We start from the raw sequence: 16,455 nt of genomic DNA on the forward strand, positions 1-16,455 counted from the left end.
GTTCCTCCTTCCTCTCATGATTCAAGGATAGACAAAACAATTTAAAGAAAACGCAGGGCAATGTTTAAATTTTTCTTAAGTTTCTTGAGAAACCTGCTGGAAAACAGGCAGACGAACCTCGAACATCGTGTGCACCACATCACTTACAGCCGATATTACACCTTCATGCTGCTCCACGATATTACGTGCGATAAATAGCCCAAGACCCGTACCTCCCTCTTGCACGGTCCGCGCCCGATCTCCGGTGTAATACATGTCGAAGATGTGCGGCAGATCATCGGCATGAATATGTCCACCATAGTTCGTCACCTGAATGACAACCTGGCCTCTATCGCGAAGCCCCTTGATGTCTACGTACATGCCGTCCTTGCCATGCCGCGCAGCGTTGATTAGCAGATTCTCGAACACACGGGCAAGCAGCTCCCCATCTCCGGATACGGTAAGATCGTTATCGATATGTAAACGGGTGACCAGATTATTTTTTTCAAAAACAGGATAAAGTTCCTCATTCATCTGCTTCAACAGCTCGCTCAGGTCCAGTCTCGTTTTGCGTACAGGTAACATGCCGTAGTTCATTCGTGTAATCTCAAACAGATCATCAATTAGCTTCTCAAGCCGCTGGGACTTGGTGAACGCAATCGCGATGAAATGCCGCGCCTGTTCCTCTGTCAACTGCTCATCCTTCATCAGCAAATCCAGATATCCCAGTACGGAGGTCAGCGGTGTGCGCAGATCATGCGCAAGGTTTACGATGAGCTGGTCTTTGCTGTTCTCGGCAAAATCCCCTCGTTTCACAGCCTCTCGCAGCTTCTGGCTCGCCATATTGACGCTTTCCGCAATCGTACCTAATTCGTCTTTGGCCACAATCTGTACCTGATGATCGAAATCCCCGTTAGCCAAGTGATTAATGCCCGCGGAAATCTCTTTGAAATACGTAACGTAACGTCTGGTAAACAAGTAGAAAAATAAAATCGCAAGCGGGATGAAGAGCAGCATAAAGACATATAAATCGCCAATACTTCTCATGATATTCCGATATTCCGCCAGCGGATCTTCCCGCCTCACGCCTGCGTAGTACATCTGCAACAGCTTATAGACGATAAACGTGACGACGCCAGAAGCCAGCATGCTTAGACCGAGCAGCATAATCATCGTTGTGCGAAAACTTCTCCGTTTAGTCATTGAACGTGTACCCCACACCCCAGATCGTTTTGATGAATTTGTTCTTGTTCACATCTTCTCCGAGTTTCTTGCGCAGGGTTCGAATATGTACCATGACGGTATTACCGCTCTCGAAATAAGCCTCGCCCCATACCTTTTCAAAAATGATTTCTGTGCTGAATACCTGTTTGGGATTGCTGGCAAGTAGCACTAGAATATCAAATTCCTTCGGTGTTAACTCCAGCGGTTTGCCGTAAAGCGTTACGCTGTGTTGGTCGGGGACAATAACAAGTCCACCTTTTTCCAAAACAGAACGCTGCGCCGTAGCTGTGGACTGGCTGAACTGCAAAGCACGCCGTAGCTGAGAGTTCACGCGAGCCACAAGCTCCATCGGATTAAATGGCTTGGTCATATAATCATCGGCACCCATCACGAGTCCTGTAATTTTATCCATGTCCGACGTTTTCGCACTCAGGAAAATGATTGGAAAATGATGCTGTTCCCGGATTTTCCGGGTCACCTCATACCCGTCCATACCCGGCATCATAATGTCCAGAACCGCCAGATCGATGGCATGTGTCTGAACGGCCTGTAGTGCTGACTGTCCGTCAGATGCCTTGACGGTATGATAGCCTTCTTTTTGTAAATGTAAAGCAACCAGATCGGCGATCTCTATTTCATCGTCCGCAATCAGAATCGTAATTCGCTTCATTGCTTATTTCACTCCTATATGGGATGCTGAGCATATAATACCTATGAATCTAACAGATAACTCCCACATACACAATTGAAAGCAATGTTATATAAGCAGAACAAGTTTTACACAGTCCACTCCGATGACAGACTAACCCTCCGATCGCTGTTATCCCCAGATTTTTTTGATTCCCTTTTCTACAGAGAAAATCCGGTGATAAAGGCGAGCGCTTCGCTTCTCCAGGTTTTTTCTGTCCTCTCCGTTCAAGTGTAAAAGAAATATTCCATTTATATAGACCCATAAAGGAAAGGATGAGGCAGCTATGAAACTGGAGCGTTTATTAGCCATTGTGGTACTGCTCATTAATCGTAGGCGATTACAGGCCAAAGACTTGGCCGAGATGTTTGAAGTATCCATTCGTACGATTTATCGAGACATCGACACATTAGGCCAAGCTGGAATTCCGGTGGTGACCTATCAGGGCGCGAGCGGTGGCATCGGACTGGCAGAAGGTTACCGGCTGGATCGCAATCTGTTAACCGACAAGGATCTCGCTTCCATCGTCACGGCGCTGCGTAGCATCTCAACCACTCATACGAATACTGCGCGTGAGTTATTGGTAGAGAAGCTGAGCAGTATCGTGCCGGAAGCCAAAAATGAAGATTTTCAGGCCAGTACGCATCGATTCATCGTCGATTATTCAACGTGGACACACCCTGAAGCACTGCAACAGAAATTAAAGGTCATCGATCAGGGAATCGATCAACTTCAATGCATTCATTTTGCCTATTGCAGCGCCGAAGGTGCAGAGACCTGCCGTACGGTTGATCCACATACCCTTGTGCTGAAAAGGCACGCGTGGTATCTGTATGCCTTTTGCCACGAACGGAATGAATTCCGCATGTTCAAGCTGGTGCGCATGAAAGAGGTTGTGCTAGCCGAACAACATTTTGAGCGTCAATCCATCAACCTTCAGGACCGGCCGTGGCAGCAGGAATGGAGCCGTCCGAACAATCACATTGGACTCACGCTGAAATTCCATGCCCGTGCCCGTCATCTCGCGGAAGAATGGTTTGGGATTGAGAATGTACTGCCTGACGGGAACGGGTATTATATTAGCCAGATCGCTTTCCCAGAGGATAACTGGCTATATGGCTTTATTCTCGGTTTTGGTGCGGACGTTGAGGTGCTGGAACCTCTGCATATTCGGGACAATGTATGCCGGATGGCTGAGCAGATTGTGCAAAATTATAAAACCTCAGCTCAAACCTGACAGACAGCTGTCCAGTTCCTCCCCGTATACTTCAACTATGTTCAGGTTGAAGTTGTACATATAACCGAGGAGGAATGAATCATGAACGTTACCGTATGTCAAAGCTGTGGAATGCCACTCACAAGTACCGATCAATTCGGCACTGAGTTGACCGACAGCCAAACCCGCGAATACTGCATTTATTGTTACAAGGATGGCAAATTCGAACAACCAGGCATGACGCTAGAAGGCATGATCGAGATGTGCACCGCTATTCTCAAAGAAGAAGGCATGGACGAGGAATCAGCCCGCTCGATGCTACGCAACCAACTACCTTTTTTGAAACGCTGGCGGAAAGCTGCAAATGTAAAAAGCGGCGAGGACGGGACAGCGACTGTAGCTCATGCACCTACTCATGCTGGACCACCATCATCTGACTTTGCTTCTGCGGTGAACGACGCTCTGCTGACCAAGGAGCCTGTTCGCTATGTCACCCTTCCAGGCAAACGCTTAGCCGGATTGTCCGCACGTACAACCAACGCAATTGAGATGAGCGGTCAAGGCAGCATCGGTGCGTTGTGGGGCCGTTATTTTGCCTCCGAACACATTCCGGCTACTGAGGCTGCACGCTATGGCTGTTACACGGATTACGCGGATGGCATTGCCGGTGAATATACCATTTTGATCGGACATGAAATCGGCGAGGAAGAACGACTACCTGAAGGTTTCGACGAGGTACAGTTACCGCCTGCTACCTATGCAGTGTTTACTTCAAGAACTGGACCAATGGTCGAGGTAGTTAGTGAAGTGTGGGGTGCAGTGTGGACATGGAGCCATCAGAGTGACCGCACATTCACAGGCGATTTTGAGTACTACGATGAGCGGAGTTTAGACCCGGAACGCACGCAGGTGGATGTATATATTGCGGTAAACGAACGTAGGTAACGGAAGTAATACGAACGGATACCTCTCTTCAGAAAAGAATTTAAAGAGAGAATCAATGAGGAAACCTGTAGCTGCCAAGTGGTCTTGGCAGCTTTTTTGACATTTTTCGATCAATATACCCCGACCATAGAACCAAGTTAGTTAGCATATACCATACCTAGTCACTTGGACATATGTCTTAGAGGCAAGCACCATTGACTTCCTTAAAATTAGGACCTTTCGCATAACAACCGATACCACGTTCCCATACCTCGCCTTTTATATCAGGTTCTTTATTCCTGAATCTCCCTAAAACCGTTTACATCTTCTGAATACCGGGTAAAATCACAACATCCGAGTCGGAATTCCGGCTTCATATGAACCATTTCATGTAACAAGTCCTATGTACCTATATGCGTGTACAGGATGAATTTACTTTTTATACCCGACATAACTCATAGTGAAATACATATTTTACAAACGATGCATGTCCACCATGCATATAAGGAGGAACCAAGATGATCCGCATGCCTATTCAGCAAATGATCCCGTATCACCACCAATATCCACGCAACACGGCGACTGCTGCTCCGAAAAAGGAAAATGAGAACACTCAAGGCTTATCCTTCCATGAAATTTTACAGCAAAAAATGGCGAAAAAGAACGTATCCATGAACATGAGATAACGCTTTACATCTTTCCGGCTACTCCCTATACTACGTGTAAAAGGTGACATTACAGACGCGAAGTTTCTTACCGATGGTTCACGCTCATTGTGTGATCCAGGCGCGTCTTGTAGTCACTCTACATAAAGGGGATTGCCTATGAGCACCATTGCCTGTTTCCACGCGCATCACTCCAATATCAGGTTGATTGAACAAGCCCTGACTTCCTATAATATCGAACTGGTTCACTATGTAGACCCCGGTCTTGATCGGCTCAAGCATGATGAGCATTTCAATAGTGCGCTTGTTCGGGAAAAAGTAAATCAGACATTGCAATGGATGAGCCGCTGTCACGCTGACGCCATTCTTGTGACATGCACCTTGTTCGCTGCCGTACTGGAACAAATACAACCGTTACCGATTAGGGTAACGGGTATTGACGATTCACTGCTTGCCATGATGTTAACCCATCCGAAGCGATATTTGCTCGCGTTCACCAACCCCGCCACCGTAGAACCTACAATGGCTCGATATCGCGCGTATCTGGATCGGCACTTGGCAGACAAGGACAAGCCTGAGCTTGAATCCGTGCTACTGCCCGGTCTGTTCGACATGATCATGCGAGGTGACCAGGAAGGCTACATCACCGCGTTAGAAGAAGCATTGCAGCAGCTTGCTCTTGAACGCAAGGATACTTGTCTTGTCGCTGCTCAGCTCTCTATGGCTCCTGCCGCTGAGCAGGCATCTTCCGATACAAGTATGACCATCTATACGCCGCTTTCATTATTAGGCGCGAATCTGGAGCGGGATATCGGTATCACGAAGAAAGTATAAGCATTTTCGCACTGATTGCAGTTTCTAGTACGCAGTACCCTGCTTCATGACAAGGGTGGTCAGCCACAACTGTGTAGACTTTTTATTTTGGAGGGAATGTAACCATGAAACATCTCGCTGTAGAACCAGGTCAATCCATCGGGGATATCCGGCTGGGCATGACACAGAATCAAGTAGAACAAACGGAAGCCTTCAGCTTTGATCCCAACGTGGAGTATGATGCCCAAGGCAAAGCACATTTTATTGAGTTTTATGAGAGTGATGAGTTTAAATGTATGCTGGGAGAACTCGATCTGCTCGGCACCGAGGCTGACGTTCTGATCCCTCAATTGGATGCGATTGCACCATACGACCGTGAAGACCCAGAGCTCGGATGCAGTTTCCAGTTCGATGAGATCGGCTTGATTCTATGGCGTCCGGTACCCATGACCCGAGAGGATATGAAGGAGCCGTGGTTCCTGGAGATGCCGCCTGAAAATCAACAGGATGAAATGAAACATCTCTGCTTCTCAACCGCAGCCGTGTATGCAAAAGGATATTACGAGTAACCATGATACGATTCATGAGTTAATGGTGACTGATATGGCCACATTCATAGTGATAAGGGATTTATAAAATCGTAGAGGATTCATACAATCAAAAGATAATCGCAGGAGGATCAGATCGTTCCTTCTTATCGCTAACGATCTGAGCGAACGTTATTCGCCCCATTTCAGCCCCAATAGAATTCTAACGATCATGAGAAACCTTATTTTAGGTTTTTAGCAGCGAATCACCCCTTTTTCGGCTAATTTCAGCGAAATAGCTTCGCTGGGGATCGTTAGAATTTTTTTCGCGGCAACAGCACCAAAATAAGGTTTGTGGAGATCGTTAGAATCAAGATTATTTTCTGTACAGATTGTGGAACTACCTAACACCTTAATATTCAGATATGAGGTGATTAATAAATGAAGTTTCTATATATTCTGATCTTGTTCATCATAGGTATGGGATGTTCGGCTTTCCTACATGCAGGTAATCTAAGACTTTCCGATGGCTTATTGCTTGCAATCGCTGGTATCTTGTATCTTATATGGAACAAAATGGATTATGACGTGTCTGAAAACGCTGAAGGAACTCTATTTTTCCAAACATTCGTTTCAAACCAGAAAGTTTCCCACAAACACGTCAAGGGAAACTGACGCAAAAGGGTCAAAGATGAACTTTAGTGGTTTAAAGACACGTCCTAGCATTTACCTTGCCCGATACTCCTCAGCCTTCGCCTGCATCCCGGCGGCTACTGCTTCATCATCGTTCAGGCCGCGATCTGCGGCAAAGGCACGGATGTCCTGCGTGATGCGCATACTGCAGAACTTCGGTCCGCACATGGAGCAGAAATGTGCTTCCTTCGCCCCTTCTGCGGGTAGGGTCTCATCGTGGTAGGATAGCGCTCGTTCCGGGTCAAGTGACAGGTTAAACTGATCTCTCCAGCGGAACTCGAAGCGTGCCTTCGACAGTGCATCATCCCGGCGCTGAGCGCGTGGGTGGCCTTTGGCTAGGTCTGCGGCATGAGCAGCTATTTTATAAGCGATAACCCCTTCACGTACATCATCCTTGTTCGGAAGCCCCAGATGCTCCTTTGGAGTGACATAGCAGAGCATAGACGTACCAAACCAGCCAATCATCGCAGCCCCAATCGCAGACGTAATATGATCATATCCCGGTGCGATGTCTGTGGTTAGTGGCCCGAGCGTATAAAACGGCGCTTCCTGGCAGATCTTCATCTGCAAATCCACATTCTCTTTGATCTTGTGCATCGGCACATGCCCCGGCCCTTCAATCATCACTTGCACATCATGCTTCCATGCAATCTGCGTTAATTCCCCAAGTGTGGCGAGCTCCGCCATCTGTGCTTCGTCGTTGGCATCGTAAATGCTGCCCGGACGCAGTCCATCCCCAAGCGAGAATGCTACGTCATACCTTTTCATAATCTCACAGATTTCTTCAAAATGGGTGTACAAAAAGTTCTCCTGATGATGTGCCAGGCACCACGCCGCCATAATCGAGCCGCCTCTCGACACAATACCCGTCATCCGTTTCGCCGTCATCGGAATATAACGCAGTAGCACGCCCGCATGAATCGTAAAATAATCCACACCCTGCTCCGCCTGTTCAATCAGCGTATCCCGGTACAACTCCCAAGTGAGGGCCTCCGCCTCGCCATTTACCTTCTCCAGCGCCTGATAGAGCGGCACCGTACCAATCGGCACGGGAGAGTTACGGATGATCCATTCCCGTGTCGTATGAATGTCTTTGCCTGTGGAGAGATCCATCACGGTATCCGATCCCCAGCGCACAGCCCAGGTCATCTTCTCCACCTCTTCCTCTATGGAAGAAGATACGGCCGAGTTGCCTATGTTGGCATTGATCTTCACGTGAAAATGACGCCCAATCAGCATCGGCTCACTCTCCGGGTGATTGATGTTGGATGGAAGAATCGCCCGGCCACTCGCAAGCTCCTGTCGCACGAATTCAGGCTCTACGCCTTCACGTATAGCTGCATACTCCATCTCGGGCGTAATCACGCCCTGCCGCGCATAATGCATCTGCGTGACACACCGTCCAGCCTGAGCACGTAAAGGTTGCCCGCGGAATCCCGGGTACTCCTCTGCCCCGGCTCTCCGTCCTCCCGCCTTCAGTCCGTTATCCTCCGGCTTCACCGCTCGCCCCTCATACTCTTCAACGTCGCCGCGCTCCATGATCCAGTGATTCCGGAGCGCAGGTAACCCTTTCCGAATATCCATCTGGAATTCGGGATCGGTCATCGGGCCGCTCGTATCGTAGACACGCAGCGGCTCATTATACTCCACTCCTTGGGGAGTATTCGTATCATGAAGGGCAATTTCACGCTCCGGTACAGCAATGTCCGGTCGTGAGCCCTGAATGTAGACTTTGCGGCTGCCCGGGAAGGGTTGAACCCCTTCAGCCGCTCCGATTTTCTTTTCCACCGGATGACCATCGCGCCCTGTTTCCTCTATTCCCGTCTGTTGCCCCGTTTGCTTATGTGTACTCATGTCTCCTGTTCCTCCTCTGTGATCTTCTTTTGCCCATACCGTCCACCAATGTGACAGCTTTGACTAACACACCCGTCTGGAAAAGCAGAGCACAGAAGCACAGCAGGATTGTCCCTGCACAAGCAGCCAGAATGATCCAAGAGACAGCGTTTATGTACAATCAGCACGAGCACGAACACGAGATTACTTCTCCTAGAAGTCCAGGCATATATGCCGCAATTGTTATGCTGTCACTGCCATGGTGAAACACAACAACTGAATCTATGCTTGCCGATGTAAATAAAAAAAGCCGGTTCCGAAGGAACCGACTGATGTCCATCACCATAGCGCAACCAGGGCCATCTGCTGCAATACAGCATGGATCCCGGATTAACGCCTGTGGTGTTTGTGGTCATGTGGCCGATTACTTCCCTACGCTGGTATGATCCAGATCAGGTGCAAAGGGTCCGGAATCTCATGCGATCCCGTCTCAGTCCGGACAATTCGGACTCCCCCAGTAACGTAAACGTATTGCGACAACCAGGCCGCCGTTCGACTTAAAAGATAACATTCAACCGACCCCGCCGGGTCGTCCATTACAGAGTAGCGTAATCTGGACATAAATACAACCTTAATATTCCAGATGCAGAATTTCTCTCGAGCCGATTTTCAAACACGTGCCAACCCCTATGGCAACATTAATCCCATCTGCGCAGCTGCTTCTTTCAATACAGGCGCGTACTCATGCAATGTTTCTTGCGAGAGCCTGCTAACAGGTCCGGACACGGAAAGTGCTGCTGCAATGTTGCCTCTGCGATCCATAATTGGCACGGATACAGCGGCAGCTCCCGGCTCACGTTCCTCATAACTGGTTGCATATCCGCTCACACGAATGTCTTCCATCTGTGCCAGATACACGGCCGGATCGATAAATACAGGCCATTCCGGGCCGTTCATCAGTTCCTCGCGATCTTCATCAGCGGCAAATGCCATTAACACTTTGCTGGAAGCCCCTACGGAAAGCGGTAGTCGGACCCCTACAGGCGCAACCCGCCGAATAGCCTGATCACTCTGCACAGCCTGAATTCGAATCCGTTCACCTCCGTCACGAAGGTAAAGACTTACCGTTTCACCCAAACGATCACGCAGTCTCTCCATTGCGGGTAACAACAAGATTGCTGGATCATCACTACGTGACATATGTGCTGACAGCTCCCAGATCCGGATGCCCAGCCGATACTTTTCGGTTGCTGCATCACGTATCACGAACCCCCGATCCTCCAGTGTAGCCATCAATCGATGTACCGTACTTTTGTGCAAACCAATCTGGCTGGCAATCTCGGTGAGTCCAAGATCACTGCGTGTGGTAAAACATAATAATATATCCAGCGCCCGTTCTACAGCCCGGACGGTTAACTTGCGGTCTTCCATGGCATGATGCCCTCCTCATGTTTCATCACATGAAACTTGGTTACATAAATTATATGAGAAACAGTCTCATCTGTAAACCAAAAAGAACGGTTTTGAAGATAATCTACACACAAAGAAATGAACAAAGATATCCATTTTGCATAACGCAATCTCCTGTAATTTACACACTATGGAATTGTTACCTCTACATCTTAAGAACTATATAACAATTGCGTAACAATTAGCGCCAATCAATTGACTTTGACTATATCGGGACATACGATAAAGACAGGAACCATTTTAGATATAGGAACAAAAGTATGACTTTAGCATCAGGATAGCATCATCATGAATACGTGCTGAAAAGCATTACAATGCTATTTTTTCATATCGTTATGGCTTCGCCATATTTATCTTCATCCGAAACTCAAAGGAGGGGCGTGCATGTATCCGACATCCCAGAGCGAAGCCCCGCTGCATACCAAAGTGTCCGATCTGCCCGCTTCGTTGTCACCGAGGCTGATTCGGTTTAAACATATTGTCGTAGCGTTGCTGCTCTCCGTTGTATTTTTTCTGTTGTTTTGTTTTATTGCCTTACACGGTTATATTGCATGGGTGCTCTCCAACCCTACGGTTGCACCGGTGTTTTCGAATCCGATGCAGGCCAAAAACATGAAATATGAAGACATTACATTCCCTGCCGCCGATGGCAGCCGAACCATGCAGGGCTGGTATATCCCTGCAAACACCGATACTGGCAAAACTATTATCTTCAGCCACGGCTACGGTGCGAACCGGGAGGAAACCTGGGTACCTATGTATGACTTGGCTCATTACGCACACCAGCTCGGGTTTAATGTGGTCATGTTCGATTACGGCTTTGCCTCTCAGGTCAACCGGGCAGTAGCTACTGGCGGCAAAGCCGAGTCTCAGCAATTGCTGGGAGCCATTCAGTTGGCGAAGCAGCGCGGAGCACAGGAACTGGTTGTCTGGGGATTTTCCATGGGCGCAGGGACTGCGCTACAGACTGGACTGTTGACCAAAGAAGTAGATGCCATGATCCTGGACAGTACCTTCCTGCTGGAGCCGGATACGTTGTACCACAACATTCATAATCAGATTAATCTGCCGCGTCAACCAACGCTAGAGATTATGAAATTACTCTTCCCTGTCTTGAACGGTACCGGCCTGCAACAAATACCCTATCAGGAAGTGAAGAAAAAGGACTATCCTTTCCCGATCTTCTTTATTCACGGTACAGAAGATGAGAAGGCCCCTTACCCGATTGCTGAACAACTTGCCGCCAATCAGACGAATCCTTATTCAGAAGAATGGATTGTGCAAGGCGCGCATCATGAATTGATCTTCCGGGAGCATCCGAAGGAATATCTGCGCCGCGTTTCGACTTTCCTTAGTCACGTGACGAAGACAAGCAGTGAGGATGTGCAGTAAAACCAGCAGTAATATTAAAATGATATACGGCATTGCGATATGTTTAGAGCCCTCTGGGGCTCTTTTTTATACTCATAGGACAATGCATCCCAAGAATACACTGTTGAGACAGAGCAAAGGTAATTAAACGAAGAGCGGATTCATACTTTGGCTCATGCCTTGAAAGAAGTATCTTATTCGTAAAATAATCTGAAAGATTGGAGGTATAACGCATATGAACTGCGATGGATACGGCCATCTGCTGCCTCTGCGGATGCTGGAAGAAATCCGTTTCTGGAAAGAGCAAGAGAAAGAACATACGCTCATCATTCGCACATTGGTTCCGGACCTTGAACCCTCCTACGTTAAACTTCTGGAGGAATGGGAAGCCGCCTTTGCAAGCACTGAGCAAGTGGCGAATCAGTTGATAAAGCAGCTGCTGCCAGCAACCCAGCCGCCCGCCCCCTATATCATGCGAAGTATTGATCAACTGGTTCGGACATCACAGCATCAGTCCAGAGAGTTTATAAAGCAGCTTTATATCATGCTTGAGCAAAGTGCAGCGGTGCGTGCGGCCCCACTTGCCCAAACTTTCATTTTGCATATCATTCGCGAGTCGGAGTATTTCCTGGGGGTATTAGAAACCCTGAGCCAGCCGGGTATTTTACGGGAAACAGAACCAGCATCGTCAATGCTGCTGGAGAATGCTCTACACAACATTAACTCCAAAATCTCTCCGGGCGCACGTCTAGAAGCAACGGAATTACAAGCCTCTTCTGCCGGGCAAACCAATGCATCCCCTGCTGCTTCCGCGCAGGTGCAATCATCGTCAATCCAACCATCGACGGTCGGGACGGCTCCTGCCGAAACCCTACCTGCTTCTTCCCCGGTAAAGGAAAAACCGGTTCCTATTGGCGGGCACACCTTGCCTCCCCTCCCTTACGCATATAATGCGCTGGAGCCCCATATTGACGAACTGACGATGCGCATTCATCATGACAAGCACCATCAGTCCTATGTGGACGGTTTAAACGTTGCGGAGAAGAAACTCGCTGAATCCCGGAAAAAGAACAATTTTGAACTTATCAAACATTGGGAGCGCGAGCTAGCTTTTAATGGAGCAGGTCATTATTTGCATACCATCTTCTGGACCATTATGAACCCGGTAGGTGGCGGAAAACCTACAGGTATGCTTGTAGAGCAGATCAAACGTGATTTTGGCAGCTATGAAGCATTCAAAAATCAATTCACCGAGGCTGCTAACAAGGTCGAAGGTAGCGGCTGGGCTATGCTGGTCTGGAGTCCGCGAGCTCACCGCTTGGAAATTTTGCAGGCTGAAAAACATCAGAATCTGTCCCAATCGGACATCGTTCCGCTTCTTCCGCTGGATGTATGGGAGCACGCCTACTATCTCAAGCATCAGAACGAACGCAAAAAGTACATTGAAGACTGGTGGAATGTCGTCTACTGGCCTGCCGTTGCAGAACGGTACGAGACTGCTCGTAAGCTGCTATGGCCGCCTTATTAAAACCAAGCTAATAATATAAAAAGAGATATCTCCAGTCAAAGACTGAAAGATATCTCTTTGAAAACATGTCTCCCTTATCGCTCTTGACTAGCACGATAGGCTCGCCGTTAATCCTTTATGGACGCGGCCTGAATCGCTTGGTAGGCCCAATGGGTATCAGGCACATCCGACCAGGATTTTAGAGCAGTTGCTGCAGGCTGAAGACCAATTAATTTGTTAATCATGGTTACGGCTTCAGCACGCGATACAAGCTTTTCAGGACGGAATGTACCGTCTGTGTATCCCGTAAGAACACCTGCTGCATCTAGCCGAGCGATTGCTTCCTGTGCCCAGTGCTGCTTCACATCCGTGAATGTAGCCATTGCTTCGGATGTCACTGCCTGTTCACCTTTCAGCAAATGTTGTAATACATTGGCGATCTCTGCCCGTGTCATCCCTTGTTCCGGTTTAAAGCTGCCATCAGTATAACCTTTAAAATAACCCGCTTTTGTTGCAGCGGAGATACTGTCATAAGCCCATTGGCCAGCTTTAACATCTGTAAACGATGTTTCCATCGAAGCTGATGATGTATCCTGTACACGTGTAATCAATGTGGCCATCTCTGCTCGTGTTACGAACCGCTCCGGTTGGAAACGTCCATCAGCATACCCGCGAATATAAGGTTTTGCTTTTGCCGTATCATCAGCCCAGTCTTTGACCCGTACCACGGAGAAGGTACTGAACTGATCCACAATGATCTCAATGCCTTGCTGGTTATTATCTTTATTCAATGTCACTACTTTTCCGTGTACCAGCTCTTTAATTCCGTTGCTGTGCTCGATATACACACCAAGTTCCGCTGGTTTCACATCTACAAGCTGTTTGCTGTCCACTGGCAGGACAAGCGTTACTGGACGGCTTTGCAGATTCGTTTCAATCGTCATCGGACGTCCCAACACCTGAATGTCTTTGGTGCCAGCGAATTGAGTAATCATCTCGTTAGCCAGCAATCGTTGTTCAATAGCCTGACGTGTCTCCTGTTTCTTTACAGGCACGAGGCGGAAATATACATCATCTGTTCTGTCCTTCATAGATGTGGCAGGAATGGTTACTTTCACGTTTGGATTGGAGATAACCAGCTCAATTCCTTGCTCAGTGAACAATTTAGCTGATTCCCGCGCTAGTTTCACGTCCCACTGAGAGACTTCATCTTTTGCATCTGGAATCAGCACAACAGCGGTACGCGACCCGGTTTTCTTGAGCTGATCAATAACCGACTGCGCTTTACTTTGATTCAGTCCAAGCTCATCTTTTACTGTACCATCTGATCCACGAGTCCGGCTGATTTCCAAGGAATCAATGGTGGAAGCTTGCTCGCCACTCGCCACATCCACTTTGATGATTTCCTTCTGTGGAGTTGACACTGGTGAGGATGGTGACGGAGAAGGAGTCGATGGATTCGTTTGGCTTCCCCCACCTCCAGTGTTTGCCGTTTGCGGAACAATCACATTAGAAGCAATGAATTCAGATACACTGCCATCTTGTGCATACGTTGCTTTTACTGCAAAGACATACGAGCTGCCGTTCGTTAATCCAGTCACACTTTGATCTTCCAACATACTTTCGGTGATATCTGTCCAAGCATCTGGATCTTCAGGAGCCTTTGAGCCTTTATACATATACACGGAATAGGTAACTCCCTGCTCCTTAGCCCATGTTATACTTGCTTTTCCGTCACCAGCTTTTGCAACCACACTCTGCGGTGTAATTGGTGAAGCTGCAAGAGTTTTCGTGATCATTTGCTCAGGATGTGGCAACAAACGTCCTTGAACATCGTCAGCGACAATGAAAAATTGATAATCTGTATCGGGGTTGAGATTTTGAATAATGATGGATTTCTCTTCATTGGCATTCACATCGATAACATGTTGATTGCTAAGCGCTTCATTCCTAGTCTCTTCACTCGACAGCTCAGAGAAATCCATAACACGCACAGCATAATACACTCTGCCTGCTTCTTTGAGTTTTACTGTAATCTTGCTTTTTGTAGGTGTAGTTGTCCCTTGGATCGGGAATCCCCCAACAAATGCCTGATTCAATTCGATATACGGACGTAATACTGGATAGTTATTATTTACTCCAAGTTGAAAATCCCAAATGTTATTAAAATCCCAATGCTGAAACGTACTAATTAATTGCAATTCCGCAGCTGTTTTAGCAGTTGCATATTGGGTTTGATTCATTTCATAAGCGGGATTATTATTTGAAAGATAGTAGTTGTTGGAGAACTCCAAATGAACATCAGTAATGTTTTTCTCGCCCAAAAAAGCCCCTATACTACTCTCATCCACATGTAACTCGTCGTTAAGATCATCTGAAATACTTAGAGAACCCGCAAAATAGTTGTTATATATTGAAACAAGCCCTCCAGTTTCATCGCTGAAATCTAGACCCAATCTGCCGAATAGCCCCCCTATTCGTTCAGCACTATACTCTAACTCTTCAATAGCTCCATCTCCATTGCCGTTACTAACGATCAATCCTGTAGCGTAGTTATTGTCTATACTTGCAGGGCCATCATACTCTAGTTCCCCAACCAATCCGCCTACCTCATAGTTACCTTCCACTGTACCAGAGGCATAATTTCGTGAAATGGTACTATTTACTGCCTTCCCAACAAGTCCACCTATTGAGTCTGAATTTGTTCCAGCTGTCACGTTACCCAAGGCTACATTGCCTGCAATGAAATCCCTCTTACTTCTACCGATGAGTCCTCCAAAGGTTCCATCTTCATTTTCTCCCTGTTTCACAATTTCTACTGAAGCTCGGCTAGCAGTAATTTTACTATCCGTAGAATAACCTATTAATCCGCCTGAACGGTATTCCCCAAAAAGCTTTCCTGAAACATCCACCTTATTTATAATAGAATCCTCTGTTTTTCCTGCGAGTACCCCAACAGTCTCTGCACCATTTACGTCTGCGTCAATGATAGTCAAATTGCGTACTACGGCATCATCTAATTTCGTAAATAGACCGACTTGATCATGTTCCGGTTTGTAAATTTTTAAACCGATAATACTATGACCATTACCATCAAATACTCCTGTAAAAGATTCTCCATCCTCACCCTCAATTGGTTCCCAAGATCTAGTGATCTGTGTACTAGTATCCATCAAGTAGTTGTCTAATGCTTCTTTGGTAATATCTTGGGTTAACTTAAAATTCCCATCTAAATCGTTACGTACACAATCTAATTCTGCGGGAGTTGATATCAAATTCCATAACTGTCCATTTGCATCAGTCTCCGTATTCTCAAAACAGTTACTTGCATGAACCGCAGCTTTTCCAAATATCCCTGGCCATGAGCCAAGAACGAACAAAGAGATAAGCATTATTAAATTCACTTTTTTAAAAAAACTCTTACTGCTGAAGACTTTTTTATGCATCATCTTCTATCCCTTCTCTATTTAACTGAGAAGAGTATAACAAGGCATTCTGAACCAATTCTGAACAAAATACGACAATATTTACTTTTTATCGATGTT

At 47.1% G+C, this 16,455-nt stretch carries 12 protein-coding genes and 1 riboswitch; of the genes, 7 read left to right on the forward strand and 5 right to left on the reverse strand.

What is annotated here, in order from left to right; all coding sequences use genetic code 11:
- Positions 1 to 75: 75 nt before the first annotated feature.
- Positions 76 to 1,182 (reverse strand): HAMP domain-containing sensor histidine kinase, encoded by a 1,107-nt coding sequence (locus tag M3629_RS26215; RefSeq protein WP_251511592.1) that lies wholly within the window; start codon positions 1,180 to 1,182, stop codon positions 76 to 78.
- Complete coding sequence (locus M3629_RS26220) at positions 1,175 to 1,873, reverse strand: response regulator transcription factor (protein WP_090924565.1); 699 nt, start codon at positions 1,871 to 1,873, stop codon at positions 1,175 to 1,177. Before M3629_RS26220 ends, M3629_RS26215 begins: the two co-directional genes overlap by 8 nt.
- Before the next feature lie 304 nt (positions 1,874 to 2,177).
- On the opposite strand from M3629_RS26220, the gene M3629_RS26225 reads away from it, so the two are divergent.
- From M3629_RS26225 to M3629_RS26245, 5 genes are all read left to right on the forward strand, one after another.
- Complete coding sequence (locus M3629_RS26225) at positions 2,178 to 3,128, forward strand: helix-turn-helix transcriptional regulator (RefSeq protein WP_251511595.1); 951 nt, start codon at positions 2,178 to 2,180, stop codon at positions 3,126 to 3,128.
- Between the two features lie 81 nt (positions 3,129 to 3,209).
- Positions 3,210 to 4,052 carry a zinc ribbon domain-containing protein gene (locus tag M3629_RS26230; RefSeq protein WP_251511598.1) on the forward strand — a complete coding sequence of 281 codons (843 nt, stop codon included), beginning with the start codon at positions 3,210 to 3,212 and terminating at the stop codon, positions 4,050 to 4,052.
- 497 nt (positions 4,053 to 4,549) lie between these two features.
- Positions 4,550 to 4,717, forward strand: coding sequence for a hypothetical protein (locus M3629_RS26235; RefSeq protein WP_161557043.1), 168 nt, complete (start codon positions 4,550 to 4,552; stop codon positions 4,715 to 4,717).
- A 138-nt stretch (positions 4,718 to 4,855) separates the two neighbouring features.
- Positions 4,856 to 5,530, forward strand: a complete 675-nt coding sequence (locus M3629_RS26240) for an aspartate/glutamate racemase family protein (RefSeq protein WP_251511601.1) — start codon at positions 4,856 to 4,858, stop codon at positions 5,528 to 5,530.
- Positions 5,531 to 5,634: 104 nt separating this feature from the next.
- Positions 5,635 to 6,078, forward strand: a complete 444-nt coding sequence (locus M3629_RS26245) for a hypothetical protein (RefSeq protein ID WP_251511604.1) — start codon at positions 5,635 to 5,637, stop codon at positions 6,076 to 6,078.
- A 684-nt stretch (positions 6,079 to 6,762) separates the two neighbouring features.
- Here M3629_RS26245 and thiC read toward each other — a convergent pair.
- Positions 6,763 to 8,583, reverse strand: a complete 1,821-nt coding sequence (thiC, locus tag M3629_RS26250; protein WP_251511606.1) for a phosphomethylpyrimidine synthase ThiC — start codon at positions 8,581 to 8,583, stop codon at positions 6,763 to 6,765.
- A gap of 391 nt (positions 8,584 to 8,974) precedes the next feature.
- Positions 8,975 to 9,088: riboswitch (TPP riboswitch) on the reverse strand.
- A 161-nt stretch (positions 9,089 to 9,249) separates the two neighbouring features.
- Positions 9,250 to 9,993, reverse strand: a complete 744-nt coding sequence (locus M3629_RS26255) for an IclR family transcriptional regulator (RefSeq protein WP_251511608.1) — start codon at positions 9,991 to 9,993, stop codon at positions 9,250 to 9,252.
- A gap of 423 nt (positions 9,994 to 10,416) precedes the next feature.
- Between M3629_RS26255 and M3629_RS26260 the strand changes: the two genes are divergently transcribed.
- Both M3629_RS26260 and M3629_RS26265 read left to right on the forward strand, forming a co-directional pair.
- The gene (locus tag M3629_RS26260; RefSeq protein WP_251511611.1) at positions 10,417 to 11,424 is read left to right on the forward strand and encodes an alpha/beta hydrolase; all 1,008 of its coding nucleotides are present in this window, start codon (positions 10,417 to 10,419) and stop codon (positions 11,422 to 11,424) included.
- Between the two features lie 214 nt (positions 11,425 to 11,638).
- Entirely contained in the window at positions 11,639 to 12,931 is a 1,293-nt protein-coding gene (locus M3629_RS26265) for a Fe-Mn family superoxide dismutase (protein WP_251511613.1), read from the forward strand.
- 107 nt (positions 12,932 to 13,038) lie between these two features.
- Here M3629_RS26265 and M3629_RS26270 read toward each other — a convergent pair whose 3' ends face one another.
- A complete protein-coding gene (locus M3629_RS26270; RefSeq protein WP_251511615.1) occupies positions 13,039 to 16,359 on the reverse strand; it encodes an S-layer homology domain-containing protein in 3,321 nt (1,106 codons plus the stop codon).
- Positions 16,360 to 16,455 lie beyond the last annotated feature (96 nt).

This window comes from Paenibacillus polysaccharolyticus (assembly GCF_023714295.1).
GTDB classification, from domain to species: Bacteria; Bacillota; Bacilli; order Paenibacillales; family Paenibacillaceae; genus Paenibacillus; species Paenibacillus polysaccharolyticus_A.

Excerpts from the sequence above, each read along its gene's own strand:
- M3629_RS26215 (WP_251511592.1), bottom strand. The coding sequence starts at position 1,182 with ATGACTAAACGGAGAAGTTTTCGCACAACGATGATTATGCTGCTCGGT.
- M3629_RS26220 (WP_090924565.1), bottom strand. The coding sequence starts at position 1,873 with ATGAAGCGAATTACGATTCTGATTGCGGACGATGAAATAGAGATCGCC.
- M3629_RS26225 (WP_251511595.1), top strand. The coding sequence starts at position 2,178 with ATGAAACTGGAGCGTTTATTAGCCATTGTGGTACTGCTCATTAATCGT.
- M3629_RS26230 (WP_251511598.1), top strand. The coding sequence starts at position 3,210 with ATGAACGTTACCGTATGTCAAAGCTGTGGAATGCCACTCACAAGTACC.
- M3629_RS26235 (WP_161557043.1), top strand. The coding sequence starts at position 4,550 with ATGATCCGCATGCCTATTCAGCAAATGATCCCGTATCACCACCAATAT.
- M3629_RS26240 (WP_251511601.1), top strand. The coding sequence starts at position 4,856 with ATGAGCACCATTGCCTGTTTCCACGCGCATCACTCCAATATCAGGTTG.
- M3629_RS26245 (WP_251511604.1), top strand. The coding sequence starts at position 5,635 with ATGAAACATCTCGCTGTAGAACCAGGTCAATCCATCGGGGATATCCGG.
- thiC (WP_251511606.1), bottom strand. The coding sequence starts at position 8,583 with ATGAGTACACATAAGCAAACGGGGCAACAGACGGGAATAGAGGAAACA.
- M3629_RS26255 (WP_251511608.1), bottom strand. The coding sequence starts at position 9,993 with ATGGAAGACCGCAAGTTAACCGTCCGGGCTGTAGAACGGGCGCTGGAT.
- M3629_RS26260 (WP_251511611.1), top strand. The coding sequence starts at position 10,417 with ATGTATCCGACATCCCAGAGCGAAGCCCCGCTGCATACCAAAGTGTCC.
- M3629_RS26265 (WP_251511613.1), top strand. The coding sequence starts at position 11,639 with ATGAACTGCGATGGATACGGCCATCTGCTGCCTCTGCGGATGCTGGAA.
- M3629_RS26270 (WP_251511615.1), bottom strand. The coding sequence starts at position 16,359 with ATGATGCATAAAAAAGTCTTCAGCAGTAAGAGTTTTTTTAAAAAAGTG.